Annotated in this window: 24 protein-coding genes; 2 read left to right on the top strand and 22 right to left on the bottom strand. The window is 61.9% G+C overall.

All coding sequences use genetic code 11. The features are described from left to right. Positions 1–5 precede the first annotated feature (5 nt). From ACTU46_RS03570 to ACTU46_RS03555, 4 genes are read right to left on the bottom strand one after another with little or no spacing between them, the layout of a single operon-like run. Positions 6–743: a precorrin-6A/cobalt-precorrin-6A reductase gene (locus ACTU46_RS03570; RefSeq protein ID WP_443379072.1), complete on the bottom strand. Its 738-nt coding sequence runs from the start codon at positions 741–743 to the stop codon at positions 6–8. An 8-nt stretch (positions 744–751) separates the two neighbouring features. Further along, complete coding sequence (locus ACTU46_RS03565) at positions 752–1,492, bottom strand: SDR family oxidoreductase (RefSeq protein ID WP_443379070.1); 741 nt, start codon at positions 1,490–1,492, stop codon at positions 752–754. A 3-nt stretch (positions 1,493–1,495) separates the two neighbouring features. Next, entirely contained in the window at positions 1,496–2,278 is a 783-nt protein-coding gene (ygiD, locus tag ACTU46_RS03560; protein WP_443379067.1) for a 4,5-DOPA dioxygenase extradiol, read from the bottom strand. 5 nt (positions 2,279–2,283) lie between these two features. Further along, entirely contained in the window at positions 2,284–3,402 is a 1,119-nt protein-coding gene (locus tag ACTU46_RS03555) for a M24 family metallopeptidase (protein WP_443379064.1), read from the bottom strand. An 82-nt stretch (positions 3,403–3,484) separates the two neighbouring features. Between ACTU46_RS03555 and ACTU46_RS03550 the strand changes: the two genes are divergently transcribed. Beyond that, positions 3,485–4,099 carry a trypsin-like peptidase domain-containing protein gene (locus ACTU46_RS03550; RefSeq protein ID WP_443379061.1) on the top strand — a complete coding sequence of 205 codons (615 nt, stop codon included), beginning with the start codon at positions 3,485–3,487 and terminating at the stop codon, positions 4,097–4,099. 26 nt (positions 4,100–4,125) lie between these two features. Here the strand turns inward: ACTU46_RS03550 and ACTU46_RS03545 are convergent, their stop codons facing one another. The 16 genes from ACTU46_RS03545 to ACTU46_RS03470 all read right to left on the bottom strand — a co-directional run bounded on the left by ACTU46_RS03545 (position 4,126) and on the right by ACTU46_RS03470 (position 22,027). Continuing rightward, positions 4,126–4,326, bottom strand: coding sequence for an antitoxin HicB (locus tag ACTU46_RS03545; RefSeq protein WP_443379059.1), 201 nt, complete (start codon positions 4,324–4,326; stop codon positions 4,126–4,128). Between the two features lie 830 nt (positions 4,327–5,156). Continuing rightward, positions 5,157–5,729 carry a phosphoesterase gene (locus ACTU46_RS03540; protein ID WP_443379056.1) on the bottom strand — a complete coding sequence of 191 codons (573 nt, stop codon included), beginning with the start codon at positions 5,727–5,729 and terminating at the stop codon, positions 5,157–5,159. 129 nt (positions 5,730–5,858) lie between these two features. Further along, positions 5,859–6,968 (bottom strand): alpha/beta hydrolase, encoded by a 1,110-nt coding sequence (locus ACTU46_RS03535; protein ID WP_443379053.1) that lies wholly within the window; start codon positions 6,966–6,968, stop codon positions 5,859–5,861. 252 nt (positions 6,969–7,220) lie between these two features. Further along, entirely contained in the window at positions 7,221–10,007 is a 2,787-nt protein-coding gene (locus ACTU46_RS03530) for a DEAD/DEAH box helicase (protein WP_443379051.1), read from the bottom strand. A gap of 189 nt (positions 10,008–10,196) precedes the next feature. Next, positions 10,197–11,168, bottom strand: coding sequence for a twin-arginine translocase subunit TatC (gene tatC / locus ACTU46_RS03525; RefSeq protein WP_443379048.1), 972 nt, complete (start codon positions 11,166–11,168; stop codon positions 10,197–10,199). Positions 11,169–11,305: 137 nt separating this feature from the next. After that, positions 11,306–11,614, bottom strand: a complete 309-nt coding sequence (gene tatA, locus ACTU46_RS03520) for a Sec-independent protein translocase subunit TatA (RefSeq protein ID WP_443379045.1) — start codon at positions 11,612–11,614, stop codon at positions 11,306–11,308. 31 nt (positions 11,615–11,645) lie between these two features. Beyond that, positions 11,646–12,638 carry a helix-turn-helix transcriptional regulator gene (locus tag ACTU46_RS03515; RefSeq protein ID WP_443379042.1) on the bottom strand — a complete coding sequence of 331 codons (993 nt, stop codon included), beginning with the start codon at positions 12,636–12,638 and terminating at the stop codon, positions 11,646–11,648. Then, positions 12,639–13,589, bottom strand: a complete 951-nt coding sequence (locus tag ACTU46_RS03510) for a helix-turn-helix transcriptional regulator (RefSeq protein ID WP_443379039.1) — start codon at positions 13,587–13,589, stop codon at positions 12,639–12,641. A 20-nt stretch (positions 13,590–13,609) separates the two neighbouring features. Continuing rightward, positions 13,610–15,037, bottom strand: a complete 1,428-nt coding sequence (pafA, locus tag ACTU46_RS03505) for a Pup--protein ligase (RefSeq protein ID WP_443379037.1) — start codon at positions 15,035–15,037, stop codon at positions 13,610–13,612. Between the two features lie 5 nt (positions 15,038–15,042). Further along, positions 15,043–15,237, bottom strand: a complete 195-nt coding sequence (locus ACTU46_RS03500) for a ubiquitin-like protein Pup (protein WP_443379034.1) — start codon at positions 15,235–15,237, stop codon at positions 15,043–15,045. A 56-nt stretch (positions 15,238–15,293) separates the two neighbouring features. Beyond that, positions 15,294–16,859 (bottom strand): depupylase/deamidase Dop, encoded by a 1,566-nt coding sequence (gene dop / locus ACTU46_RS03495; RefSeq protein ID WP_443379031.1) that lies wholly within the window; start codon positions 16,857–16,859, stop codon positions 15,294–15,296. Positions 16,860–16,869: 10 nt separating this feature from the next. Further along, a complete protein-coding gene (gene arc, locus ACTU46_RS03490; protein ID WP_443379029.1) occupies positions 16,870–18,384 on the bottom strand; it encodes a proteasome ATPase in 1,515 nt (504 codons plus the stop codon). A gap of 53 nt (positions 18,385–18,437) precedes the next feature. Then, entirely contained in the window at positions 18,438–19,274 is an 837-nt protein-coding gene (locus ACTU46_RS03485) for a tRNA (adenine-N1)-methyltransferase (RefSeq protein WP_443379026.1), read from the bottom strand. A gap of 23 nt (positions 19,275–19,297) precedes the next feature. Continuing rightward, positions 19,298–20,557, bottom strand: coding sequence for a M18 family aminopeptidase (locus tag ACTU46_RS03480; protein ID WP_443379023.1), 1,260 nt, complete (start codon positions 20,555–20,557; stop codon positions 19,298–19,300). An 89-nt stretch (positions 20,558–20,646) separates the two neighbouring features. Continuing rightward, a complete protein-coding gene (locus tag ACTU46_RS03475; RefSeq protein ID WP_443379020.1) occupies positions 20,647–21,105 on the bottom strand; it encodes a hypothetical protein in 459 nt (152 codons plus the stop codon). A gap of 766 nt (positions 21,106–21,871) precedes the next feature. After that, entirely contained in the window at positions 21,872–22,027 is a 156-nt protein-coding gene (locus ACTU46_RS03470) for a hypothetical protein (RefSeq protein ID WP_443379017.1), read from the bottom strand. Positions 22,028–22,105: 78 nt separating this feature from the next. Here ACTU46_RS03470 and ACTU46_RS03465 point away from each other — a divergent pair, with 78 nt between their 5' ends. Then, a complete protein-coding gene (locus tag ACTU46_RS03465; RefSeq protein ID WP_443379015.1) occupies positions 22,106–22,975 on the top strand; it encodes a RecB family exonuclease in 870 nt (289 codons plus the stop codon). Positions 22,976–23,017: 42 nt separating this feature from the next. Here ACTU46_RS03465 and ACTU46_RS03460 read toward each other — a convergent pair whose 3' ends face one another. Both ACTU46_RS03460 and ACTU46_RS03455 read right to left on the bottom strand, forming a co-directional pair. Then, positions 23,018–23,608 carry a MarR family winged helix-turn-helix transcriptional regulator gene (locus ACTU46_RS03460; protein ID WP_443379012.1) on the bottom strand — a complete coding sequence of 197 codons (591 nt, stop codon included), beginning with the start codon at positions 23,606–23,608 and terminating at the stop codon, positions 23,018–23,020. A 100-nt stretch (positions 23,609–23,708) separates the two neighbouring features. Then, positions 23,709–24,563, bottom strand: a complete 855-nt coding sequence (locus ACTU46_RS03455) for a prenyltransferase (protein ID WP_443379010.1) — start codon at positions 24,561–24,563, stop codon at positions 23,709–23,711. Between the last annotated feature and the right edge of the window lie 2 nt (positions 24,564–24,565).

The following is a 24,565-nucleotide window of genomic DNA, read 5'->3' as shown; positions in this document are numbered from 1 at the left end:
TCAGATCAGTTCTCCGGATCAGGGCGGCGACGGGCTACCAGCACGTTAACCGCCTCCTCGACCGAGTGCACTCGCCCCCATACCCGCGGTTGCCGGGGACGATCAATGAGGACCACCGGGATACGCAGCTCCCGCGCGGCATCAAGGGTGAGCTGACCGCTAACGTCACCGACATGACGCAGCACGATACCGTCAATCTGGTTGTCACGCAGCAGCTTCTTCTCGGTGTCTAGAGTTCTGGGGCCAGTGCCCGCCAGCATCCGGTATCGGGCCGGGGTGCGGCTGGGCCGTGGACCCCGGATGACATAGAGATTCAGCGGATCCGCAGAAAAGTCCCGGGTGGGTCCTTCATCGAGGTCCAGCAAAATATGGTTGAAATGCCGGGCGCAATGATCGGCGGCGGCCCGGGTGTCGGCGACGCTGGTCCAGCAATCCGCCTCTCGGGGTTCCCAAAGCACATGCTGGAGTGCCAGCACCGGCACACCGGTGGCCCGAGAGGCCTCTGCGGCATCATAGGTGGCTTCTTCCGCGAACGGGTGGGAAGCATCGATAATGATCTGGATCTGCTGCTGCATTAAAAAGGCCGCCATGCCGGCTGCCCCACCAAAGCCGCCGATCCGCACCACCCCGGGCGGATAGGTGGCACCTTCGGGCATGTTGGTGGTCACATGCCAGCCACGTTCATCGAGCTCAGTGGCCAATAGTCGAGCGGGTTCGGTACCCCCCAGAATCAGTGCGCGCATCAGTCCTCCTACCGAGGCATGTTACGCCACAGCGGGCGCGGAACGAGCTTCATGATCCAGGCAAGCAGTCGCAGCTGTCCCGGAATCCAGAGGGTGGCGCTAGCTCCCTTGTCCACTTGCATGGCCACAGCCGTGGCCACCTCATCCGGGGTCACCGACATGGGGGCTGGTTTCATCCCGGTAGTCATCGAACCGATGACGAATCCGGGGCGTGCCGTGATCAGCGAGACCTGGCTGCCGTGCAGGGAGTCAGTGAGTCCCTGACAGAAGGCATCCAGGCCGGCTTTGGTGGAGCCGTAGACGTAGTTGGCCTTCCGGGCCCGCCAGCCGGCGATGGAGGAGAAGGCCACCAGGCTGGATGCCCCTGACTGCTTGCGCAGGATATCCGCCAGCACGGTGAGCATGGCCAGCTGCGCGGTGTAGTCCACCGTGGCGATCTCCACGGCATGGGCCTCATCGACCTCGGCACGTTCCTGATCGCCGAGGATCCCGAAGGCGAGAATGGCCACCGAGATCTCGCCTGTGGCGCGCACGGTCTCGATCAGCGTGCGGTGGGAGGCGAAATCGGTGGCCTCGAAGGCATGGTGGTGCACCGCGGTGGCGCCGGCCTCAAGCAGACGCTTCTCGACGCCCGCGAGACCCGCAGCCCGGCGCGCGGCCAGGTGTACTTCCCTCCCCGCGCAGAGTTGGGTGGCGAGTTCGCCGCCGATGTCACTGTGAGCGCCGAGGAGAAGTACGGATCCGTCCATGTTTTAGGACGATACCTGGTATCCCGTCATCGACATTGATCCCATGGTGCGTTCGTCATTGAATACCGAGACTTCGGAGTTCTTGAGGGCGGCGGTGGCGCCGGCGACATAGGCCAGGGGCAGGAAGTGGTCCGGGGTGGGCACCGCTTGGCGGAAGTTCTCGTGGTGGAGCAGCGACTCGGCACGGTCAGGGTCGCCGAGCATGATCTCCTTGGCGGCGGCGTCGAAACGGTCTGCCCAGTCGAAGCCGGTGTTGCCGGCGTGCCACTGGACCATGGAGAGGTTGTGGACGACGTTGCCGGAGCCGACGATGAGGACATTGTGTTCCTCGGCCAGGCGTGCCAGGCGGTTGCCCAGTGAGACGTGGTCGGCGAAGGTTTTGGTGCCGTCGATGCTCAGCTGGACCACGGGGATCTTGGCTTCGGGGAACATGTGCTTGAGGACGGACCAGGTGCCGTGGTCCAGGCCCCAGTTGTAGTCTTCCTGGACCAGGGTGGGTTTGGCGATGTCTTTGACCAGTTCGGCGATTTCGGGGTCACCGGGGGCGTCGTACTGCACTGCGTTGAGCTCTGGGGGGAAGCCCCAGAAGTCGTGGATGGTCTTGGGGTTGGTCATGGCGGTCACTCCGGTGCCCCGGGTATACCAGTGGGCGGACACCGAAAGGATGGCGCGGGGGGCGCTGCCGGAGATCTCGGAGCCGAGGGTCTTCCAGGTGTTGGTGTATTCGTTGTCCTCGATGGCGTTCATGGGGGTGCCGTGGCCGACGAAGAGTGCCTTTGTTGTCATGGCCCTTAGTTTAGCAGCCTTTGTTGCCGTGTCAAGCATTCTGAACCATCGGCCGTGACCACGACGATATCCTCGATCCGGGCACCGAAACTACCCGGAATATAGATGCCCGGCTCCACCGAGAAGGCCATCCCCTCCTCCAGGGCCAACTCATTACCGGCCATGATGAAAGGCTCCTCGTGGGTCGACAAGCCGATGCCGTGACCGGTGCGGTGGCTGAAGTACTCGCCATAGCCTGCCGCAGTGATGACATCCCGGGCGACCGCATCAATGGACTCCGCAGTGACACCCGGGCGCACCGCCGCCCGCGCCGCCTCCTGGGCGTTGAAAAGCACCTGATAGAACGTCCGGAACTCCGCTGGCGCCTGGGCAGGGTCACCGCCGGCCACATAGGTGCGGGTGGAATCGGAGTGGTAGCCCACCCCATAGGTACCGCCGATGTCGATGACCACCGGATCACCGGCCTCGAGCACGCGCTCCGAGAAGGAGTGGTGCGGGTTGGCGCCATTGGGACCGGAACCGACGATGATGAAGTCCACGACATCATGCTCGGCGAGGATCAGCTTCTCCAGATCAGTGGCCACCTCCGCCTCGGTCCGGCCGGGCTGCAGCAGGGACGGAACCTGGGCATGTACCCGGTCGATGGCGTGGTTGGCCGCGCGCAGCTGCGCAATCTCGGCGGCGTCCTTGCGCATGAACAGCTCCTTCAGCGCAGCGGTGGCCAGCACGGTCCGGCGACCTCCCAGCAACTCCTGGATCGCCAGGACATGATCGGCGGTCAGTGAGCTACCCAGCGCCACCGGTCCCTCCCCCTTGAGGTGCCCCACGGCGATCTGGTGGGCGGACTGCCCATCACGCCAGCCGTGGACATCGACCTCGAGCTCCGGCACTGCCGAGGCGACGAGATCCCCGGCATCCACCTCTGGAACCACCAGGGCAGGACGGCCCTGAACCGGGATCACCAGAGCGGAGAGCCGCTCATGAGAGCTGATCCAGGAGCCGGTCAGGTAAGCCAACTCCGGGCCGGCACCAATGATCAACCCATCCAGACCAGCATGGGCGGCCTGCTGAGCTGCGGCGAGAAGCCGCCGGGCATAAACATCTGATTCAAAAAGTTCTGGCATGCCCCAAGTGTAGGAGCCGCTGCTTATCGACGCCCGCGAGGACCGAGGTTGCCGGTGACAGGTACCGCTAAGCTGGGCGGACATGAACTCCTCCCCCGCGATCCGCATCGGTGGAAAGGCCGGATACTGCTCCGGGGTGCTCATCGCCCCAGACCTCCAGCACGCCACCCAGGCCCGCACCCGCATCGCACTGACCTGTGCCCACTACTTCCATGCCGATAGAACGAAGGCTCCGGTGCAGGGTCAGGCCTTCCACACCCACCTGGAAGAGGTCCGCACCATTCCGTGGACCGATATCGCGGTGGTGCGACTGGCCAAGGAATGTCCCATGCAGGAACTCCCGGCAGTGTCCACGCGGCGGGCAGGCTGGCTCACATCCACCAGAACCTCCGGATTCGGCGGCAGTCCAGGCAGCCATCAAGTACGGCCGGGGCGGGTGATCGCAAAGGTTCCGATCTCGCTGTCCCGTGATCTGCGCACCTTCGTCCGAGCCGGCGCCATGCTCTACAACTCCCCCGCTGCTATTCGCGGCGATTCCGGTGGGCCGGTGATCAGCGAGGAAAAAGTGGTCGGACTACAGTCCCTGATCTTGGACCCCTTCGGCCATAATCTGGGGATTGCCACCGTCTCCCAGGTGGCCCCACACCTCAGGGCGATCAGGAAGGCGATTGCGGAATTGCACCCGGCGGACAGCTGAGGGCGACAGAATGCCTGCCAGGATTATCACCCCAAAGGTGCGGGGATCTGCTCCCTGGAGTCAGCCATGTCCGCCAGAACCCCAGCAACAAGCTCGACCAGTCTGTGTACCGCTTCCTGAGGGGCCGGAGCAAGCCAGGACAGGGCCGGAAACTCCCACACAGTAGCCACATACTCCTGATCTTCTTCTGACCAGGAGACTTGATAGGTGTACTTATCGGCGTCCATTTTCCCTCTTCCCTGCCACAGCTCCTGCGCTTTGTCTTCTCCACCGACTCTCAAACCTGGTGGGCCTTCGCATTTCCGCCATCGGTTTCCCATCATTGATAGAAGTACACAGGTCCCCGGAAATCAAGCCCGACCACGGGGGCGGAGTAGTAAGAATTATCCCACCCTCTTTGTCTCGATTCCCCTTGGCCGTGACGGCATAACCACGAAAAGTTTTAGTCCTACCTGAAAACTCAACCCTCAACGCTTGTGGCATCGTTTCTTGGTTGAGTAGCCAATCACGGCTACCACCGTTGCGCTGGCACCACGCCCCGATACATTCGTCCAGGCGGTTACGTAGGATAACCTCCGCTACGGAGATGAGCTGCCAGAAGGACGCTGAGACTTCGCCATTCCACCGGTATAGAGCAAGGGCGCGTTTGGCGTCACTATCGTATAGTCTCACCGTTGAGAGGGCAGGAGTCGCAAGGTTCCCTGACCCCATCCCCAAAACGCTGTCGTCGCGAATACCAGTCTTTTAGACTGAAGCATCGTGCGGGAGCGTTTTACTTTTCCGGGAGGTTTAGAAGATGCATTTCTAAACCATTCCTGGCTGACTGTATGCGAAATGAAGCATACTCAACGGAGCACAGACGAAATCCTATGTAGAAGGTAGAACTGGTCCCGCCGGGAGAATTCAACCGGCGAAACTCCAGGTCAGATACCCCTCCGCCCCAAAAATATTGACGAGGTTTTCCCACGTGGGCAAACCCGGCATTCCACAAGAATTCCTGAAGACCCCCGGTTAAACTAACTCAGGCTGACACTCCCAAGCACGGTGTCAGCGCAACCTACCCGAGGAAGAGCTCCGCACTCACAAAGGTCACCACCAGGCCGGTCAGCGCACCGACGATGACTTCGCGGCGGGTGTGATGACTGATCACCTCCCGGGACCAGGCGATCACCGGAGCCATCAGCAAGCCCAGGAACCACCAGGAATCCACCGTCAGGCCCAGGAACGTGATCACGCAGACCCAGAGGCCCACATGGATCGAGGCCTTGATCTTCAGCGCGGTGGTGACCACCCCGAAAACCCCGAGAAAGATCAACGCCGACCAGACCGCCACCCAGATCAGGCGGGGGGCGTCGATAAGCGCCAGCACCGCGAGGAGCACCAGCACGCACACCGCGATGCCGATAATGACGCCGCCGCGTTGTTCCCGGGAGGTGACGTGGTGGTTGCCCACCTTGCCACCGCGCATCAGCACCAGAATCAGGATCATCGGGGCCGCTCCGGTACCGATCGCCGCCGCCAGGGCCGGAAGCCAGGCTCCGGTGATCACCCCCAGCACCAGGAAGAAGGCGATGTTGATGATCCAGGGGGCGAAGAGCTCGCTGAGCGCGGCGGCAATTTTTTCAGACACGTCTGATAACCCTAGGCAGTGGTGCACCACCGACGGGACTCCCCCGGCGGAAAACCCTCCCGAAAAGTCGAAACCGGCCTGCCCTCGGGGTGAGGGCAGGCCGGTGAACTGGTTCAGATCAGATCTGAATCAGGCCTCCATGTCGAAGGCGCGGGCGAAGGTCTCCCAGGACTGGTGGATATCATCCTGCCAGTAGCCCCAGGAGTGGGTGCCGGTGGAACGGAGGTTCCAGTCGGCCGGGATGCCCTGGGCATCCAGCTTGGTCTTCAGGTTGTGGGTGCACCAGTTGGTGGCACCTTCAATAGCGCCACCCTCGATACCGGTGACCAGCAGGGCAGCCTGCTTCTCCAGCTCGCTGAAGCCTTCCAGACGCGGGCTGGAGGGCAGATCCCAGGCGCCGACCAGGCCGGAACCGTTGGAGATGTAGAGCTCGGTGCCACGCAGCTTCTCAGAGTTAATCAGCGCGTCATTGTGGATCCAGGTGCCGTTACCGCGGGCGCCCCACATCTGCTCCGGGGTGGCGTTGCCACGGTCCAGGGTCAGCTTGATGGACTCATAGCCGACGAGATCATTGGTGGCGGCACAGCCGGAGTAGGAACCGGCGGCGTCATAGAAGCCCGGGTTGTGCTGGGCGAACAGCAGTGAGGTGGTCGCGGTCATCGACATACCGGCGATAGCACGACGGTTATCGGCACCGAGGTACTCCTCCAGCGGGCCGGGCAGCTCCTTGGTTAGGAAGGTCTCCCACTTCTGCACGCCGCCCAGGGTGGCATTCTCCGACTCCCAGTCGGTGTAGTAGGAGAACATGCCGGCCATCGGGATGACCAGGTTGACATCCTTGTCCATGTAGAAGTTGATGATGTCGGTCTGCTGGATCCAGTTCGCACCGCCCTGCTCGCCGCCATCAGCGCCGTTGAGCATGTAGATGGTCGGGGCATTCTCCGACTCGGCCTTGAGCACTGCCAGCGGCACCTTGCGGTCGTTCATGGCCGGAGAGGTCGCGGTCAGCTCGACCAGACGGTCGGTCTTGTCCTGAGCGATCAGGCGACGCCAATAGGGTTCGGTGGCGGCACCGCTCTTCGCAGCCTCGTTCAGCCCGGCAGGCTGGGCATCGCCACTCACCTGTGCCGGGGTGTACTCTGCGGCACCGGCAACCGGTGCCATGACCCCTCCGGTGAGACAGGTGGCGGCAAGGGTCAGTGCGGCAGCCGGGGCGGCGATGCGACGAAGCAGACTCATCGGTCCTCTTTCTTAGAATCATCCTGGAGATTCCCGCCTCCGACCGACCGCGCGATGAGCGCTGTCTGGGAGGGGCAGGGGTGGTTTCTGTCGAGAATATCAGTCCCAGCCCAGAGGGCAATCGCTGCCGCGCCGTTCAGGTCTCAATATCCACTGAGTAAGACATTAGCTTCTCACTAGAGACTATTGTCACCCGTTCACTTTCGTTACAAAACACCTCCGGGCTCAAGGACGCAGCGGAGCACTGTACTGCTAAGCGCCGATCGCGACCACTCCACGGCGGATCGCCTCAATCGCCTGGCGCGCGGTGCGCTTGATCTCACTGGTATAGCCGGTCTTGGCCACCTGCTCGAGCAGATCGATGACCTGCCGGCACCAACGCACGAAATCACCCGGGGTCAATTCCGCCCCGGATTCCGCGGCTGCCGCCATGCAATAACCCAACGGTGCGCCTGCCGCCCACTGGTGCACCGCCAAGGAGAAACCGGCCTCCGGATAGCGGGTCACCGGCAGTCGGTGGCGCTGTTCATCGGCACTGAGCTCCGTCCACACCCGCACCGTGGCGTTCATCGCCTCCGCCATCAGATCAGAGGCGGCATCAGGCTCTCCCCTGGTCTCTTTGCGGTTCTCAAAGGTGCACATGCTCACCACCCCGGCCAGCTCCGCGGGGTCCAACTCATCCCAGATCCCACGCTTGAGGCACTGCCCGACCAGCAGATCCGATTCATTGTGGATCCGGGCCAGACGCTCACCCTCCTCCGTGATACGCGGCTCACCCTCCTCAACCGAGACATAATCCATCTCAGTCAGCAGGTTGATGATGCGCTCAAAGGTCCGGCCGAGGGTATCGGTGGCCTGGCTGACGGTACCCTGCAGCTTCTCCAGATCCCGTTCCCGGCGGGTGAGCTTCTCCGCGATCCGGGCCAGCTGCTCACGGTCCGTGGCCGGCCAGTGGTGGACCGGGTGCTCACGGAGTGATTTGCGCAGCTCCACCATCGGGGCGGTGTCCCGCACCCTCGCCTCCAGCTTGAGCTTATTCGGTCGACCAAAGCTGTTTCGACGGAAAGAATCGATGATGAACTTGGAGTTCTTACGGGGATGATGCGTGACATCACGCGGCAGGCGCATCCGCCCCAGCGTGACCGGCGGGTTGGCGAAATCGGAGGCGTCGATCCGCCCCGACCAACCGGTCTCGGTGATGACCATGGGGCGTGGGTCCCGGGGTTGGCTCGCCGGCGTGACGACGACCGCGAGAACTGGACGTTTACGGCCGGGCATGGCAATGACCTCGCCCAGCTGGAGCTTGGCGAGCAAACTCACCGTCTCCTGCTCCCGCTGCTCGATGCTGTATCGGCGCGCCTGCTTCTCCTCTTCACTGAGCTCACGACGCAGCCGGATGTACTCCACGAGCATCTCGGCAGCCTCAGGCTCATCGTCCCGGGTGGGCGGATTAACAGCGGCGACCAGCTCACCCAGCTGCTCCCGCAACTGGGTGACCCGGTGCTCAGCACGCTCAATCTCCCGGACCTCATCCACCACCGAACCATCCGCCTGATACTGAGCGAAAGATTTCTCCAATAGCCGGAAGGAAGGCTCATAACCGATCGTGCCCAGCAGGTTGATGGACATGTTGTAACCGGGCTGGAAGGTGGAGATCAACGGATAGGTTCGTGCTGAGGCCAGCCCTGCCACCGCCCGGGGGTCCATCGCCGGAGCCCACTGCACCACGGCATTTCCGAGCACGTCAATGCCACGACGTCCCGCCCGGCCGGTGAGCTGGGTGTACTGGCCCGGGCTGAGCTCGACATGAGCCTCGCCGTTGAACTTGACCAGCTTCTCCAGCACCACCGAGCGGGCCGGCATATTGATACCCATGGCCAGGGTCTCGGTGGCGAAGACGGTCCGAACCAGCCCCTTGACGAAGAGCTCCTCGACGATGTGGCGGAACGCCGGCAACATCCCCGCATGGTGGGCGGCGAAGCCGCGCTGGAGCGCGGCCTTCCACTGCCGGAAGTTCAACACCTCCAGGTCCTCCTCCGGGATTCCCACAACGCCGGCATCAATGATGCGGCCGATCTCATCGGCCTCGGACTGGTCAGTGAGGATCAGCTGAGAACGCAGGCACTGGTAGAGCGCACCATCGCATCCTGCCCGGGAAAAGATGAACACGATGGCCGGAAGCATGTTCCGGCCCTTGAGCACCTGCAGAATCTCCGGGCGGCCCATCGGCCGGTAGCGGTCAGTTGTCCGGGGTTTGCCGGAAGGTGCCGGACGCTGATCCTGGCGCTCTCCCCGAGCACGAGCACGGAAGCCCTTACCGGAGCGATAATCCTCCCGGCCCTCCTCAGCATCTCCGGACTCGAGACGTTCAATGGTGCGCTGGAGTTCCCGGCTGACCTGATCGGTACCGGGCTCAAAGAGCGGGAAAACCTTCTTGCCCACCATCATCCACTGATCCAGCGGTACCGGGCGGACCTCCGAGACGATGACCTTGGTATCGCCCCGGACGGTAGAGAGCCATTCCCCGAACTCCTCGGAGTTGGAGACCGTCGCTGAGAGCCCGATGATGTTGATGGATTCATCCAGGTTGAGAATGACCTCCTCCCACACCGAGCCCCGAGAGGCATCCGCGAGGAAGTGGATCTCATCCATCACCACATGGCTGAGCCGGTCCAAGGCCGCCGACTTCGCGTAGATCATGTTGCGCAGCACCTCGGTGGTCATCACCACGATCTCAGCGCTGCCGTTGATGGAGACATCACCGGTGAGCAGGCCCACGGCGTCCTCGCCGTGGATCTCCACCAGGTCGTGGTACTTCTGATTGCTCAGCGCTTTGATCGGGGTGGTGTAGAAACACTTCGTGCCCCGCGAGAGCGCCAACGAAACCGCGAACTCACCGACAATGGTCTTGCCGGCACCTGTCGGGGCACAGACCAGCACTCCATGATCGGCTTCGACGGCATGGCAGCCCTCGATCTGAAAGTCATCGAGGGGGAATTCTAGGGCGGTGCGAAACCGCTCGAAGTGCAAGTCACTCATGTCCACCACGCTACCGCCTGGCTTGGACACCTCGCGCGGCGGGCGCTTTCAGAGCAATTGTTTTAAGACCCGACACAGCGAAACCCTCCCACTGTGATCTCAGATCACGGCGGGAGGGAGTTCCTCGGGGCGAGGCCCCACGGTTTCGACAGCTCCTCAACCCCAAGGTCTTTACCTCAGGGGGTGGAACTAGAGGACATCGTCGAAGTTCGAGCCACCACCGAAGTTCTCCGGGGGGTGCTGCGGTTGCGGCCGCTGCGTTGCCGGCGGCTGAGCACGAAGGTCAGTGCGGGTCTGGACCTGCATGCCGGATTCCGCCGGATCGATCGGCGCTGGCGTGTAATCCAACGCAGAAGCAGCTTCATCATCCTGATCAAGCCACTCGGGGCGGTGCTTATCCCGGCGCTTATCATTCCAGCGGCAGAACTGGATCGCGAGCTCCACGAGGATGGTCAGCGCGAAGGCCAGAATGACCATGGAGAAGGGATCCTGCCCCGGAGTCATCACCGCTGCGAAGACAAACAGGATGATGACGATCATCCGACGCTTATCCTTGATGTCCTCATACGCCAGGATGCCCACGACATTGAGCATGCCGATGATCAGCGGTACCTCGAAACTGACACCGAAGATCAGCAACAGTGCCAGCACAAAGTTGAAGTATTTCTCACCGGTCAATGCAGCTGCCTGGAATTCATCACCGATGGTCATCAGGAAGGCCAAGCCGTAGTCAACGACGAAGTAGGCTAGGACGGCACCAGCGACGAAAAGTATCACGGCGAGGCCGACGAAGGTGAAGGTCCAACGACGCTCACCCTTGTGCAGTCCCGGGGTCACAAAAGCCCAGACCTGGTAGAGCCAGACCGGTGAGGACAATACGATACCGGCGAGAGCGCCAACTTTCATGCGCAACAGGAACATCTCGAAGGGGCCCGTCGCCAGCAGTCGGCATTCACCGTCAAAGGAGAAATCAGCCCGGCTCTCCGGCGGTAGTGCACAGTAGGGATCGCGCAGAATGTCACCGAGCGAAGACAGGGTGAACCATGGGGTATTCACCGCATGCTGATACCAGAAGAAACCCACGAGAGATCCGATGAGCAATGCGATGACCGCATAGATCACGCGGCGGCGCAGCTCCCTCAGATGATCAACCAGGGACATTGAGCCATCAGGAGCCGGCTTGGCTTTTTTAAGGCGGAGGAAGCGCTTCCTTGGTTTAGCGGGCGCTCCGGGACTGGCCGGCGAATTAGGCACAGCGGAGTTAGTCATATGAACTCAGATCAGTACGCCGAAGCGTGCTAGTTCGACTGGTTGGGGTGCTGCTGCGGGTTAGGCTGCTGCTGAGCCGGGGGCTGCTGGAGGTTCTGCTGTGCGTTCGGCTGGTTCTCCGGGCGCTCCCAGAAGTCCGGCTCCGGCTGGGCCTGCGGAAGCTGTCCCTGCTGCGGGGTGTCCTTTTCGCCGTCGCTACCCATCTCCTTGACCTCAGACTTGAAGATGCGCATCGAACGGCCAATCGAGCGGGCGGCATCCGGCAACTTCTTCGCACCGAAGAGGAGAATCACGACGACCGCGATGATGAGGATTTCCCAGATTCCGGGAGTAGGCATGATCACCTTTCAAAAAATCAACTGAGTCAACTCAGGCCTCAGGGTTGTGGCCTGCCGGTTGATCATACGCCGTGACCGCAGATTCCACCCGCTGAAGTAGTACAGCTCTCAAATTCTCCGGACCACTCAGGCTCACCCGATCGGACTGCCCCATCGCGAAGCGGAGGAACCACTCCACCGAGCCCACGGTCATGGTGGCACGCACCATGCCGGAGTCGGTGCTCTCCCCGAGCTCAATCGGATAGTAATCGGCCAACCAGGTGGCATCAGGGCGGATCAGCAGCTCCGCCTGGAGTTCCACCTCAGCGAAATTGAAGGGATCTGCGGCATTGAATTCCAGCTTGCGGGCATGGGGCTGGGAAACCTCCGGACTGATCTCCAGCTTGCGCATCCGGTCGACGCGGAAGATCCGGTGGGCGCCGTGGTGATCTGCTGCCGAGTCCCAGGCGGTGAGATAAGTCTCCCCTTCATGGGTGAACAGGTGCGCCGGGCTGACTGTCCGACGGGAACGGCTATCCCGGGAGGCGGAGAAGTAGTCGAAAGTGATCTGATTGCCGGACTGCATGGCATCCCGGATCAGGACCAGGGTCTGGGACTCTTCCTCCCGGTCCTCCCCGATGGAGTCAAAGACGGCCGTAGTCTCAGCTCCCATGATGCCGCGAATTTTAGCGGCCGCCGAGACCACCGCCTCCTGGTTGAACAAGCCTGGGGTATTCTCCAGTGATTCCAGGGTCAGCAGGAGCGCCCCGGCTTCGGTCTGTGTCAACCGGAGAGGCTTGTCCATGCCCTGGTTATCCATGATCGTGACCTGTTGATAGTCGGCCTCAAGATCTACCAGATCACCGGGGCCATGCCCCGGCAGCCCACAGCACCAGAGCCGGTTCAGGTCATCCTTGATCTCATTGGGCTGGCGGCCGAGATCGCGGGCCGCCTCCATGATGGTTCGGTTCGGATGAGACTGGAAGTACGGCAGGAGATTGAGCATGCGGACCAGGTCTGCCAATCGCTCGGATTTCTTCGACATCTAGATCTTTCCTGTCTGGGACAGCAGCGCCCTGATTTCTTCCCGGAGTTCCGCCGGTTCCACCAGCACCACCTCTGGTGCGTATCCGGCGGCGGTGCGCACCAGCCAGTCGCGGTCAACATCGATGAATCGCCACCGGCCCTGTCCCAGGTCTTCTGCCCGCTCAGTCAGCTCCAGCGCATGTCCCTCGGTGACCGAGATCAGGGCATCGACCAATGAGCGTTGATTCCGCAAGCTGGTTTCCACCAGTGCCTGCAGGTCCTCGTCCCGGTGGTGGTGGACGGCAGCGCCGATATCCTCGATCTCGGTGACCCGGAAAATCCGGAAGCTCCGTGGTGCCTCCCGCTCGGGATCATAGCCAACCAGGTAGAGGAGGTCTCGGTGGTTGACCATCCCCCAGGGGTCCATGATGCGCCAGGTGGGTTCGGAGACCGGGTCGGAGCGGTAGCTGAAGCTGATGCGCCGGTGCTCCCGACAGGCGGTGAGAATGATATCCAACTGCACGGCGGACAATCGGGAGAGATCGTTGACCGTATTGAAGATCGGGGTGCTGCTCAGGGGGCGGGTGGCCCCGGAAGCAGCGATCTTCGTCCACCCCGATCGGGTGAAGGCGCCGAGTTCGCCACCCTGCCCGAGTTCGCCGGCTAAGCCGAGCATGCCCGCCTCCTCCGGGGTGAAATTCACCTCGGGAAGGGAGTAATCCTCGGACTGCAGGCGGTACCGGTTCCCCTCATCCGCAGCCACCGTCTCGATCGGCACACCGGCCCGGATAAGGGTGGAAATATCGCGTTTGAGCAGCTTCGCAGCCGCCTCATAGCTGCCACCGTTATAGCCCTTGACCTGGGCACGGATCCATTCATTGGTGAGGAAGCGCCGGCCCGCGCGGTCCGCGTCCAGGAACGCGAAGGTGAGGTTGGTCAATCTCTCGATCTGGGGGTCTGCCTCGGTCACCGGCGCCACTTTCCTAGAAACTAGTTGCCCAGGTACGAATCCCGGTGCTCATCCATGTATGCGATCAATTCATCCACGCGATCATCGACCGTGATGAAGGGATCGTCAAGCTGAACCGCACGGGACTCCGGCTGATCCACCTTCAAGCGTAGCCAGTCGACGATCACCGGGGCACCCAATTCCTGGGCCCGGGTGAGAAATTTTCCACGGAGCGCAGCTCGGGTGGTATCCGGGGCGTGTACCTTCGCGTGGTCGACCTCGGCAGCTGTGGTCCAGCGCTTGATCATCCCCTTGGACTCCAGCACCGAGAACAGTCCCCGACCAGGGCGGATATCGTGATATGTCAGGTCAATCTGGGCGAGCTTGGGGTCTTCGATGCTCAATCCCAGTTTGTCCTGGTAGCGCTGCAGCAACTTGCGCTTGATCACCCAGTCGATCTCGGTGTCCACCCGGGAGAAGTCCTGGGTTTCAATGGCGTGGAGCATCCGCTTCCAGAGGTCGATGACCTGGTGAAACACCTCATTGGGGGTGCCGTTATCGGGGCGTTCCTGGAGCCAGAATTCGGCGGCCTCGCAGTAAATCCGCTGTGCCTCCAGCGCGGTCAGGGTGGAACCGTCCACCTTCTCCAACAGGGTCTGTCCGGTCTGGTCGCGGGCGATATCGCGGACATGAGCGCTGGGGTTACGCAGCTGCAGATCCGGGAGATCAAGCCCAGCCTCAAACATCTCGAGGACCAGCAGCATGGAACCGACCTTGAGCGCGGTGGTCGGCTCCGCCATGTTGGAGTCACCGACGATGACGTGCATGCGGCGGAAGCGCTCGGAGTCGGCGTGCGGTTCATCGCGGGTGTTGATCATCGGCCGGGCTCGGGTCGTCGCCGAGGAAACTCCCTCCCAGACATGGTCGGCACGCTGGGACACCACCCAACCGGGCTTGTATCCACTGGTCGCGCGGGTGATATTTCCGGCACCACAGATCAGCTGACGGGTGATCAGGAAGGGCAGCAACTGGTGGCCGAGCTTCTTGAGCACCACCGAGCGGCCCACCAGGTAGTTTTCGTGGCAACCATAGGAACTGCCGGTGGAATCGACGTTATTGCGGAAGAGGTAGACCTTGCCGCCGATACCTTCGTCAGCGAGTGTCTGCTCGGCCTGCTGGGAGAGATTATCGAGGATCTGGTCCCCTGCCCGGTCAGCCGCCAGCAGCTGCATCAGGCTGTCGCACTCGGCGGTGGCGTACTCCGGGTGCGCACCGACATCGAGATAGAGGCGCGAGGCATTCGGCAGGAAGACATTGGAACTGGAATGGCGTTCCACCACCGGGCGGAAGAGATAGCGGGCGATCTCATCCGGCCCGAGCCGGCGGGTGCCGTCCTGGCCGGTGCAGGTGATCCCGTATTCAGTTTCCAGGCCGACGATGCGGCGGGTGAACACCTCGGAAGCGGGCATGAGGGCTACTGTCCACCCTTCTGAACATAGGAGCGGACGAACTCTTCGGCGTTGGTCTCGAGCAGTCCGTCGATCTCGGCGAGGAGATCATCGGTGCCGGTGTTGTCGATCTGGGCCTGACCGCCGGAGAGCGCGACATCCTCGGTGTTGTCTTCGCCGGCGCCGCCGGAGTTGACCTGGGCCTGATTGGTTCCTGACATGGTGGGTAGATCCTTTCTTGGGGACGGGGTGTCCCTGACATTAAATTAGATGCTCATTAGTGCTGGTGGGGTTTATTGATCTCGCCCTGGAAATTATGCTGGGTCCGGATCTCCTCGGTGAACACGCCATGCGCTCTCAGCCCGGCAACCAGATCGGCCACGGTCGCCGCATTATCCACGAGCTCCCCGGCGATGTCCTGGTTCATCCCGGCCACTTCGCTCAGTGAGATTTTGGCGGAGTGGTCCCCGAGGTTGAGCACCATGGTCTGCCAGCTGACGGCGGTGACGGATTCACCGAAGCGGGAGACCACCCGGCCGCGGAAGTAGGCGCGGGAGGTGCGCGGCGGGTGCTTGGCTGCCGCCTCGATCTCCGCGGCGTCGACAAGCGTTCTCATTCGTCCCTTGCGCACCAGCGCATGGTAGAGGCTCTTGGCGGGGTCGATATCGCTGTACTGCAGGTCGATCAAGGCCAACTTGGCGTCGGTGATGTCTACCCCGCGGTCGAGGTAGGACTTGATCAGCGACCATTTGGCGGTCCAGTCCAGCAGGTGGGAGGTCTGCAGCGGGTCCTCGGCAAGCAGCTCCAGGACCTCCCCCCAGAGCGTGAGCACCCGCTCATCCACCTCATCGGTGGCGGTGACGCGTTCGCGGTAGATCCGCAGGATCTCCAGGGCGCTGAGTTCACGGCCGTCGACAAGCGTGACCTGGACGGTGAGGCTGAGGTCACGCGAGATGGTCTTCAGGTCCTCCACCGGGGTGGCCAGCTTCAGATCGGAGAAATCCACCCCGGCTTCAATGGCGTCCATGACCAGCTTGGTCATGCCCAGCTTGAGGAAGTTCGAGGTCTGGGACATGTTCGCGTCACCGATGATGGTGTGCATCCGGCGGTAGTGCACGGCATTGGCGTGCGGCTCATCGCGAGTGTTGATGATACCGCGGTTCAGGGTGGTCTCCAGGGAAACCTCCTGGCGGAAGTAGTCCGCGCGCTGGGAAATCTGGAAGCCGGGCTGATCGCCCTCCTCGCCCAGGCCGATGCGGCCGGCCCCGATGATGACCTGCCTGGTGACGAAGAACGGGATCAGACCCTGGGTCATGAGCTCAAAATCGGTCTTGCGGGAGTACTGGTAGTTCTCGTGGGCACCATAGGAGGCGCCCTTGCCGTCGACGTTGTTCTTGTAGATCTTCAGCGGCGGGCAAGGCTCGTGCTTGTCCAGGATGGAGATGCCCTCGGCGGTCAGCTCCGCGACATCGGCGACGGCCTTATTCATGATCAGGTCACCGGCGGCGTCCCAGATCATCGCGTCCCAGGCATTGGAGCACTCCGGGGAAGCGTATTCCGGGTGCGCATGATCGACGTAGAACCGAGCACCATTATCGATGACCACATTGGCCACCCCCACCGCGTTCGGATCGACGACCGGAACAGTGCGATACCGGCGCAGGTCGAAACCGCGGGTGTCCTTCAGCGGCGCCTCGTCCTCGAAATCCCACCGGGTCCGGGCACCGGTGTTGACCGCCGCATAAGCCACCACTGCGTGAGTGGAGGTGATGATCTGACTGAGCGAGGGATCGCTCGGAGTGGCAATGCCATACTCAGTCTCAGTTCCCATAAATCGTGCCATGGGGCACACCTTATCGGAGAACCCTGGCGGCAATGACCACCTGGCCATGCCTGCCGGAAATACGGCTCCACTCATCCGGATTGGCCGTGTTGGGCAGGTCCTCAGATTCGGACTGCTCCATCTCAACGGCCTCCTCCAGGTGCCGGATACTCACCCCAGCATCTGAAACACCGGCAATCTGATCTTTGATCGCGAGCTTCTTGGCCCGGTCCACGATATTTGCGATCATCGCGCCAGAGATGAAGTCCGAGTAGTGCAGCACCTCCCGGGTGCCGTCCGCGAGGTCCAGCTCGACATAGGGCCGGGGGGTAAAAAGCTTCTCGACGGCCGCGTCAATCAGCCCTTCAGCAGGGGTGGCCAGGGGGATGGACTCCCGCAGATAACGGGTGAAGATATCCCTCGCCCCGGCCCGATCCGGACGTTCAATGCGGATTTTCACATCAAGCCGACCCGGCCGCAGCAGCGCCGGATCGATCAACTCCTCACGGTTGGTGGCACCGATGATGATCACATTGCGCAGCCCTTCCACGCCATCCATCTCGGTGAGCAGCTGCGGGACCACGGTGGTCTCCATGTCAGAGCTGACCCCCGAGCCACGGGTACGGAAGATGGACTCCATCTCATCGAAGAAGATGATCACCGGGCGGCCGGCGGACGCCAGCTCCCGGGCGCGCTCGAAGATCAACCGGATCCGGCGCTCCGTCTCACCGACGAACTTGTTGAGCAGCTCCGGCCCCTTGACATTGAGGAACCAGGCGGGGGAACCATCACCGACGCGGGCCGCCAGGGAATTGGCCACTGCCTTGGCGATCAAGGTCTTGCCACAGCCGGGTGGGCCATAGAGCAGCACCCCCTTAGGCGGGTTCAGATCATACTTCCGGTAGAGATCCGGGTGGGAGAAGGGCAACTCAACGGCATCATGGATCTGCTCGATCTGAGAATCCAGCCCACCGATATCGGCATAGGTGATATTGGGGACCTCCTCCAGCGACAGGCTGGAGATCTCGGTCTTGGGGATGCGTTCTAAGGCGATGCCCGCCCGGGAATCCACCAGCAGGGTGTCCCCGGCGCGGGCGGTGGCCGCGATGGGGGATGCCAGGTGAATCACCCGTTCTTCACCATTGTGGTCGGAGACCAGGGCGCGCTGTGTGTCGAAGCGTTCGGTGAGGGTGGCGATGTTTCCGGTGTCTGGGTAACCGCAGGCTTCCACCACGAGGGAGCCGTCTCCCAGGCGCACTAAGGTTCCGGGATTGAGTTGGGAGCGGTCGAGGGTCGGTGAGACCTTCAGCCGCATCTGTCGGCCATTGGTGAAGACCTCGGCGTCATTGCCGAATCCGGAGGATTTCAGGAAGACGCCGTAGGTGGAGGCTGGCTCTGCCAGGGCGTCAATCTGGGAGTTGAGTTCCTGCAGCTTCTTCTTCGACGCCGTCAGCAGTTGGGCCAGCTTGGCGTTGCGTGCGGTGAGGGTTTTGAGTTCGCGCTGGAGATCAGCGGGTTCGGGTGAAAATGTCTCGGCGGGGTTCATGACCCCAATCTAGTACCACCCGGCATTCGCCTGAGGTCCGTGGGTAGGTTGGTCTACTTGCGGGCGCGGCGCTGTGGGCGGGGCGGGGTGACGCCATCAGCTAGTCGGCGGGCCATGATCAGGAAGGCGGTGTGGGCGTTCATGCGGTGTTCCGGGCGGGTGGCCAGTCCTTCTACCTTCCATTCGCGCACCAGGGATTCCCAGGCCTTGGGTTCGGTGAAGCACTGTAGTTCACGGATGCCTTCCATGACCTTCATCAGCTGTGGCACGGTGGCCACATAGGTCATGAAGACTCCGCCGGGGATGAGCAGGTCGCGGACCACCGGTAGACATTCCCAGGGTTCGAGCATGTCGAGGATGACGCGGTCGACGGGGCCGTCGGTGTCTTCGAGGGTGACTTCTTTGAGGTCACCTAGTCGGGGGGTCCAGTTTGCTGGGCGTCCGCCGAAGAATTCATCGACGTTGGATTCGGCGTACTCGAGGTGGTCTTCGCGGATCTCATAGGAGATCAGTTCGCCCCTTTCCCCCACTGCGCGCAGCAGCGCCATGGATAGTGCGCCGGAACCGGCACCGGCTTCAAGGACGCGGGCGCCGGGGAAGATATCACCCTCGACCAGGATCTGGGCGGTGTCCTTGGGGTAGATCACTGCGGCGCCACGGGGCATGGAGAGTACGTGGTCGACCATCAGGTGACGGAAGCAGAGGTAGTCGCCGGCCCCGGAGGACTTGACGACGGTCCCCTCGTGCTGACCGATGATGTCATCGTGGAGGATCCCACCCTTGTGGGTGTGGTACTGCCCTCCCTCCTCCAACACGATGGTGAAGTGACGTCGCTTGGCGTCGGTCAACTGAATGCGATCACCGGGCTGGAAGGGGCCAGAGTAAGCCATGGGGTCCTTTCGGAAAGGCGGAATTACTGATTGATCAAGTATGCCTCAAGGGCGCGGGAGAACCACAGCAGGTCCTGCACTCCCGCCAACTCCCGGGCGGAGTGCATGGATAGGAGAGGTACTCCGACGTCCACGGTGTCGATGCCCAGGCGGGTGGCGGTGATCGGCCCGATGGTCGAACCGCAGGGTACGGCGTTATTGCCCACGAAGGTCTGACTGGGCACCCCGGCGGACAGGCAGGCGCGCTGCCACATGCCGGCGGTGGCGGCATCCGAAGCGTAGCGCTGATTGCCGTTGATCTTGAGTACCGGACCGCCCCCGATCAGCGGATGATGGCTGGGATCATGTTTGCCCACATGGTTCGGGTGCACGGCATGTGCGGCATCGGCGGAGACGCAGGAGGAGCGGGCGTACATTTGCCGTAGTTCCTCGGGGCCGGCCCCGAGCGCGGTGCCGGTGCGCACCAGGACATCCTCCAGGATCGGCCCGGCGGCACCGGTGGTGGAGGCCGAGCCCACCTCTTCATGGTCGAAGGCGGCGAGCACGAGCACATCTGATCCGGTGTCCCCGGAGTCGATGGCGCGCAGCAGCGCCTGGACCGTGGGGTAGACCGAGCTGAGGTTATCCAGCCGGCCGGCCGCGAGGAAATCTCCCCCGGCGCCGAAGACGACACCGGGCTGGGTGTCGGCGGTGATCAGGTTGTGGGCGATGATGTCCTCGGGTGCCACGCCCGCGGTAGCGGCGATGCCCTCCATCAGGGAGAGCTCCGGGGAACCCACGGCATAGACCGGCTGCATGTGTAGTTGCCGGTCGAGTTTGAGCTCGGTGCTGCGGTCCAGATGGATCGCCAGGTGCGGGATCCGGAGGATCGGGCCGGTATCCACCAACCGCTGGGAGCCATCAGCCAGGACCACCCGGCCCGCCAGGGTCAGTTCCCGGTCCAGCCAGGAGGCGAGGATCGGACCACCGTAGACCTCCACCGCTGCTTGCTGCCAGCCGGCGACAGTCAGCTCTGGGTTGGGCTTGAGGGTGAAACCTGGTGAGTCGGTGTGCGAGCCGAGGATGCGGAAGCCGGAGTCCCGGGAAGCATCCTCGGGAACCCACCAGGCCATCACGGCTCCCCCACGGATCATCACATGCCCGCCTGGGGTGGCGTCCCAGGGATCCGTGGGTTCCTGTGAGATGAAGCCGGCCGCCCGGAGGCGGATGGCCACCTGTTCAGCGGCGTGGTGGGAGCTGGGCGAGGCGGCCAGGAAGTCGAGGAAATCACGGGTTTCATTCATGTCCCCCACCCTAAGCAGATTTCTGCCCCGGTGGGTGCTGCTTGGCCCCCAGTCCCAGGAGTCAGGCTGCGCTCTTGATGGGCGCTCACTCAGCTATAGGAAAGCATGTTCACCATCACGTCCTCTGTGCTGCGGACAAACCTCACCGGGACCTCATTGACCGTGATGGTCTGATCCGGGTCAAGCTGACGGAGCGGGTCTGCGGATGCAGGGCAGGCATTAATGTCCTTTGGTGCGAACCACTCCACCCGTGACGCGGTGCCGTCTTCGAATATTAATCCGATTCCGGTATATGCCTCCCACGCAATCGGGTCCCGATGGATCCCGAAGAAGTCTGATTCCTCAAAGCCCCGGGCCACGCCGTCTGCGGCGTTGGTGTACTGGCAGAACACATAGGCCGCCGTGACCGGTCCTTCGACCACCTCGGCCAGGCTGAAGGACGCTCGCTCCTGTACCGCCCGGGCAATCTCCCCGTCGGAGTCTGAGGTGCAACCGCTTAAGAACCCTGCGCCGAGAACCAGGGCCACTACTGTCCGGACGTTGATCATCGAATGTTCACCCTGGGGTTCCTTCTGGGTCTGCGGATCATCCTGATTGCGTGTCGCGCCGGTGCTACCCCGGCGCGCCTACGGTCAACGGTCTGTAGGCGGTGGTGGATCCCAGGATTATCCTCTCAGGAGGCTAGCGTTCTTCCTGAACCTGAAGGCGAACGTGGACCTGGATCAATTCATGTCCCAACGTTAGCGATGAGACGGACTCCCAATCCCGTTCGCTCCTGCCCTCGGGACCCCAGATAGACTCTTGGAATTCTCTGGCACAACGAGCGGTTTCAGTAAAAACCAGGGTGGCATTCTCTGGATCCACAGCAAGGTGACTGTGCCGCAGGGTGATGACCAATGTGGAGGGGGAATCTAATAGACCAACTCCGATGTTCAAGCGCCCTTCCGCTTGAGAATGAACCATCTCCGTTGCATCTCTGAGGGGCGAGCTGACATCAACTCCGGGTGAATCTCCGGGTATCGAACTAAGCATCATTTTTAGGTGACCGGCTGGTGTGTGCATCACGACCTCGGACACCACGGTGGGCTCCCGTGGACTGTGCGTGACTGTGCTTCTCAATTCAGGAGAAGCGTTCTGGACAACGACAGCCCTTAAGGTCAGCCCACCTGAATCTATCGTCAGATACTTCTCGGACGCATCACCCTCCACAAGAAAGCCTCACTTCTCTGGAAACGCCATCACCTGTGCGTCCGCCAGCGTTGGCTTCAGCATCTACCCTCAAATCTCGGGAACCTGCTACGGGGACTCAATCAGCTAGGTCAGAACAAAGTAGAGGAGGATGCCCAGCAAGACCAGGATGCTGATGGCGGCGGCCATCATGCGGGACTTCAGTGAATCGCTGCTCTGATCCGACTTCTGTGGGACAGTGTCCGGCATCGAGGCCTGGGGGTTACCGGCGAGATGGTTCATCTCCGGCTGATAGCGGTAGTGCTCGGGGTTGTCCGTGGGCAGGGAAACCCTCCTTCATCGGTTAAAGTCGAAACTATCATGACCGATCTTTTTGAAGCCGCCGATATTCCCTCCCCTGAACCTGTGAACAAGCCGCGGAAGGCCCGTCCGTTGGCGTTGTCTCCTTCCCGGGCCTCGGACTATCAGCAGTGTCCGCTGCTCTATCGTTTCCGTTCCATTGACAAGCTCCCGGAGCCGAAGACGGTGCCGCAGGTCAAGGGCAATCTGGTGCATGCCGTGTTGGAGGAGATGCATGAACTGCCGCGGACGGAGCGGGAGTATCCGGTGGCGGTCAAGCGTCTCAAGCCCCATTGGGAGCAGATGTGTGCCAAGGACCCGGAGCTGGTGGAGCTGGTCCCGGAGGCGGAGCTCTATGATTTCCTGGTGGACTGCCGGACGCTGCTGCGTGGTTATTTCGAGATGGAGAACCCGCAGGGCTTTGATGCCCATAAGGTGGAGATGTATGTGGATACGGTGCTGCCCAATGGGGTGCCGGTGCGAGGCTTCATCGACCGGGTCGATATCGCCCCCTCGGGTGCGGTGCGGGTGGTCGACTACAAGACCGGTAAGAAGCCGCTGCCGCGCTACAGTCAGTCCGCGACCTTCCAGATGAAGTTCTACGCCCTGGTCTACTGGCGGCTGTACCAGACCATTCCCGCGCAGCTGCGTCTGATGTACCTGAAGGTGATGGATTCGATGTACCTGGCGCCCTCCAAGGAGGAGCTGGAGTATTTCGAGCGGGATCTGGCGGATCTCTGGTCCAAGATCGAGGGTGACGGTAAGACCGGTGATTTCCGGCCGAAGACCTCGAAGCTGTGTGACTGGTGTTCCTTCCAGCAGCTGTGCCCCGCATTTGAGGGCACTCCGCCGGAGTACCCGGGCTGGCCGGGCTCGACCGCGGACAAGTAAACCCGGCGCGCTTATCGACGCCGCGTTCCTGGGGCGGGTTAGCTACCCTTCCTGCTGGGAAGCATCCGCCCAGTCCGCATTGGCCAGGGAGATCTCCTGGGTCATGTCCGCCAGAAAACGAATCACCACTTCCCTTTCCTCATGGCTGAGCCGGGCGGCGGCGTGGAACCGCTTTGACTGCTGCCGACCCATGGTCTGCATGGCCGTTGCCCTGGTCTCCGGGGTGACATCGATGGCGAAGGCCCGGCGATCAACCGGGTGAACCCTCCGCACAATGTGGGAATCACGTTCCAACCGGTTGAGAAGTTTCGTGGTGGATGCCGGAGAAATATTCAGGTGTGCGGCGATCATCCCGGGGGTCGCTACTTCCTGCCGGTTATTTGCCACGATCAGGTAATGCAGTGCCCGCATGTCCTGGGAGCTGAGCTTCATGTACTTTTCGGCGGCTGCGGCCACTGCTCGTTCTGTCTCCCGGAGTTGAAACAGTGCTTTCATCAGTTCACCGATATGGGTGACTTCTTCCGGGGACAGACTTGAACGATCCACCAGTTCACTGTCGGGGTCACTGGAGTCGACATTGTACAAGTTTTGGGAGATCGCGTTCTGGGTCCCTTGGTCACTGGCATCTGACATAGCCGGAATAGTACGCCTTAACTCTGAAAAAGCAGATATATTAACCTTAGGTTTAATATGTAGGTTATTTCATCATTCGGAATCTCTTGCCTCTGATCCCCTAACCCCACAGCGTCGCGGCCAACGTTATGGTGACCAACGCACCGGTGAAGTAGTTGAGCCCGAGGAACACCCGCCAGGCACGGTTGACACGCTCACAGGTTTCATCGGTGATGGTCCAGAAGCGCAGCGAATTCACCACATATCCCAGGCCCGCGATACCGATGGCCCAGGCCGGGGATGGCATCGCAAAAACCAGCAGAGCGGCCCCCAGATAGGCTGCGGCAGACAGCCGGGTGGTGAGCCGAGCGCCCACGACCGTGGCAATGGAGCTCAATCCGCCTGCCCGGTCGGCTCTCACATCCTGTACCGCACCCAGGGCATGGCTGGCCATCCCCCAGAGGAAGAACGCACCCACCGCGAACCAGAAGTGGGCGTCGACATCACCACCGAAGATTTCTGCACCGATGATCGCGGGCATCGTAAAGTGCGCCGAGGATGTCACCGAGTCAAGGATTGGGCGTTCCTTGAACCGCAGGGGCGGGGCGGAGTAGGCCACAACCGCAAACATGGCGAGGGTCAACCAGATCGCGGAGGTCCAGGTACCCACGGTGTAGAGCACGATGAGAAAAGGGACCGTCGTGACCACCGAGGCCCACAGCAGCGGACCATGCATTTCCCGGGGTAACACCGCACCTTCAATGCCACCCTTGCGTGGATTGCGGATATCGGACTCATAGTCGAACACATCGTTGATGCCGTAGATGGCGATGTTGTAGGGAATCAGGAAAAAGAACACCCCGACCCAGAACAACCAGTCCAGCCCTCCGCCAGCCAGCAGATACGCCAGGCCGAAGGGAAAGGATGTATTGACCCAGCTGACTGGGCGAGACGCCGAGAGGATTCCGGTGAACATTC

The organism is Corynebacterium sp. A21, from assembly GCF_052266655.1.
Lineage (GTDB): Bacteria > Actinomycetota > Actinomycetes > Mycobacteriales > Mycobacteriaceae > Corynebacterium.
Note: the sequence above shows the minus strand (reverse complement) of the source record. Positions and strands in the feature narration are given on the sequence as shown.

Coding starts and splice junctions, on each gene's coding strand:
- ACTU46_RS03570 (WP_443379072.1), bottom strand. CDS start 743: ATGCGCGCACTGATTCTGGGGGGTACCGAACCCGCTCGACTATTGGCC.
- ACTU46_RS03565 (WP_443379070.1), bottom strand. CDS start 1,492: ATGGACGGATCCGTACTTCTCCTCGGCGCTCACAGTGACATCGGCGGC.
- ygiD (WP_443379067.1), bottom strand. CDS start 2,278: ATGACAACAAAGGCACTCTTCGTCGGCCACGGCACCCCCATGAACGCC.
- ACTU46_RS03555 (WP_443379064.1), bottom strand. CDS start 3,402: ATGCCAGAACTTTTTGAATCAGATGTTTATGCCCGGCGGCTTCTCGCC.
- ACTU46_RS03550 (WP_443379061.1), top strand. CDS start 3,485: ATGAACTCCTCCCCCGCGATCCGCATCGGTGGAAAGGCCGGATACTGC.
- ACTU46_RS03545 (WP_443379059.1), bottom strand. CDS start 4,326: ATGGACGCCGATAAGTACACCTATCAAGTCTCCTGGTCAGAAGAAGAT.
- ACTU46_RS03535 (WP_443379053.1), bottom strand. CDS start 6,968: ATGAGTCTGCTTCGTCGCATCGCCGCCCCGGCTGCCGCACTGACCCTT.
- ACTU46_RS03530 (WP_443379051.1), bottom strand. CDS start 10,007: ATGAGTGACTTGCACTTCGAGCGGTTTCGCACCGCCCTAGAATTCCCC.
- tatC (WP_443379048.1), bottom strand. CDS start 11,168: ATGTCCCTGGTTGATCATCTGAGGGAGCTGCGCCGCCGCGTGATCTAT.
- tatA (WP_443379045.1), bottom strand. CDS start 11,614: ATGCCTACTCCCGGAATCTGGGAAATCCTCATCATCGCGGTCGTCGTG.
- ACTU46_RS03515 (WP_443379042.1), bottom strand. CDS start 12,638: ATGTCGAAGAAATCCGAGCGATTGGCAGACCTGGTCCGCATGCTCAAT.
- pafA (WP_443379037.1), bottom strand. CDS start 15,037: ATGCCCGCTTCCGAGGTGTTCACCCGCCGCATCGTCGGCCTGGAAACT.
- ACTU46_RS03500 (WP_443379034.1), bottom strand. CDS start 15,237: ATGTCAGGAACCAATCAGGCCCAGGTCAACTCCGGCGGCGCCGGCGAA.
- dop (WP_443379031.1), bottom strand. CDS start 16,859: ATGGCACGATTTATGGGAACTGAGACTGAGTATGGCATTGCCACTCCG.
- arc (WP_443379029.1), bottom strand. CDS start 18,384: ATGAACCCCGCCGAGACATTTTCACCCGAACCCGCTGATCTCCAGCGC.
- ACTU46_RS03485 (WP_443379026.1), bottom strand. CDS start 19,274: ATGGCTTACTCTGGCCCCTTCCAGCCCGGTGATCGCATTCAGTTGACC.
- ACTU46_RS03480 (WP_443379023.1), bottom strand. CDS start 20,557: ATGAATGAAACCCGTGATTTCCTCGACTTCCTGGCCGCCTCGCCCAGC.
- ACTU46_RS03475 (WP_443379020.1), bottom strand. CDS start 21,105: ATGATCAACGTCCGGACAGTAGTGGCCCTGGTTCTCGGCGCAGGGTTC.
- ACTU46_RS03470 (WP_443379017.1), bottom strand. CDS start 22,027: ATGAACCATCTCGCCGGTAACCCCCAGGCCTCGATGCCGGACACTGTC.
- ACTU46_RS03465 (WP_443379015.1), top strand. CDS start 22,106: ATGACCGATCTTTTTGAAGCCGCCGATATTCCCTCCCCTGAACCTGTG.
- ACTU46_RS03460 (WP_443379012.1), bottom strand. CDS start 23,608: ATGTCAGATGCCAGTGACCAAGGGACCCAGAACGCGATCTCCCAAAAC.
- ACTU46_RS03455 (WP_443379010.1), bottom strand. CDS start 24,563: ATGTTCACCGGAATCCTCTCGGCGTCTCGCCCAGTCAGCTGGGTCAAT.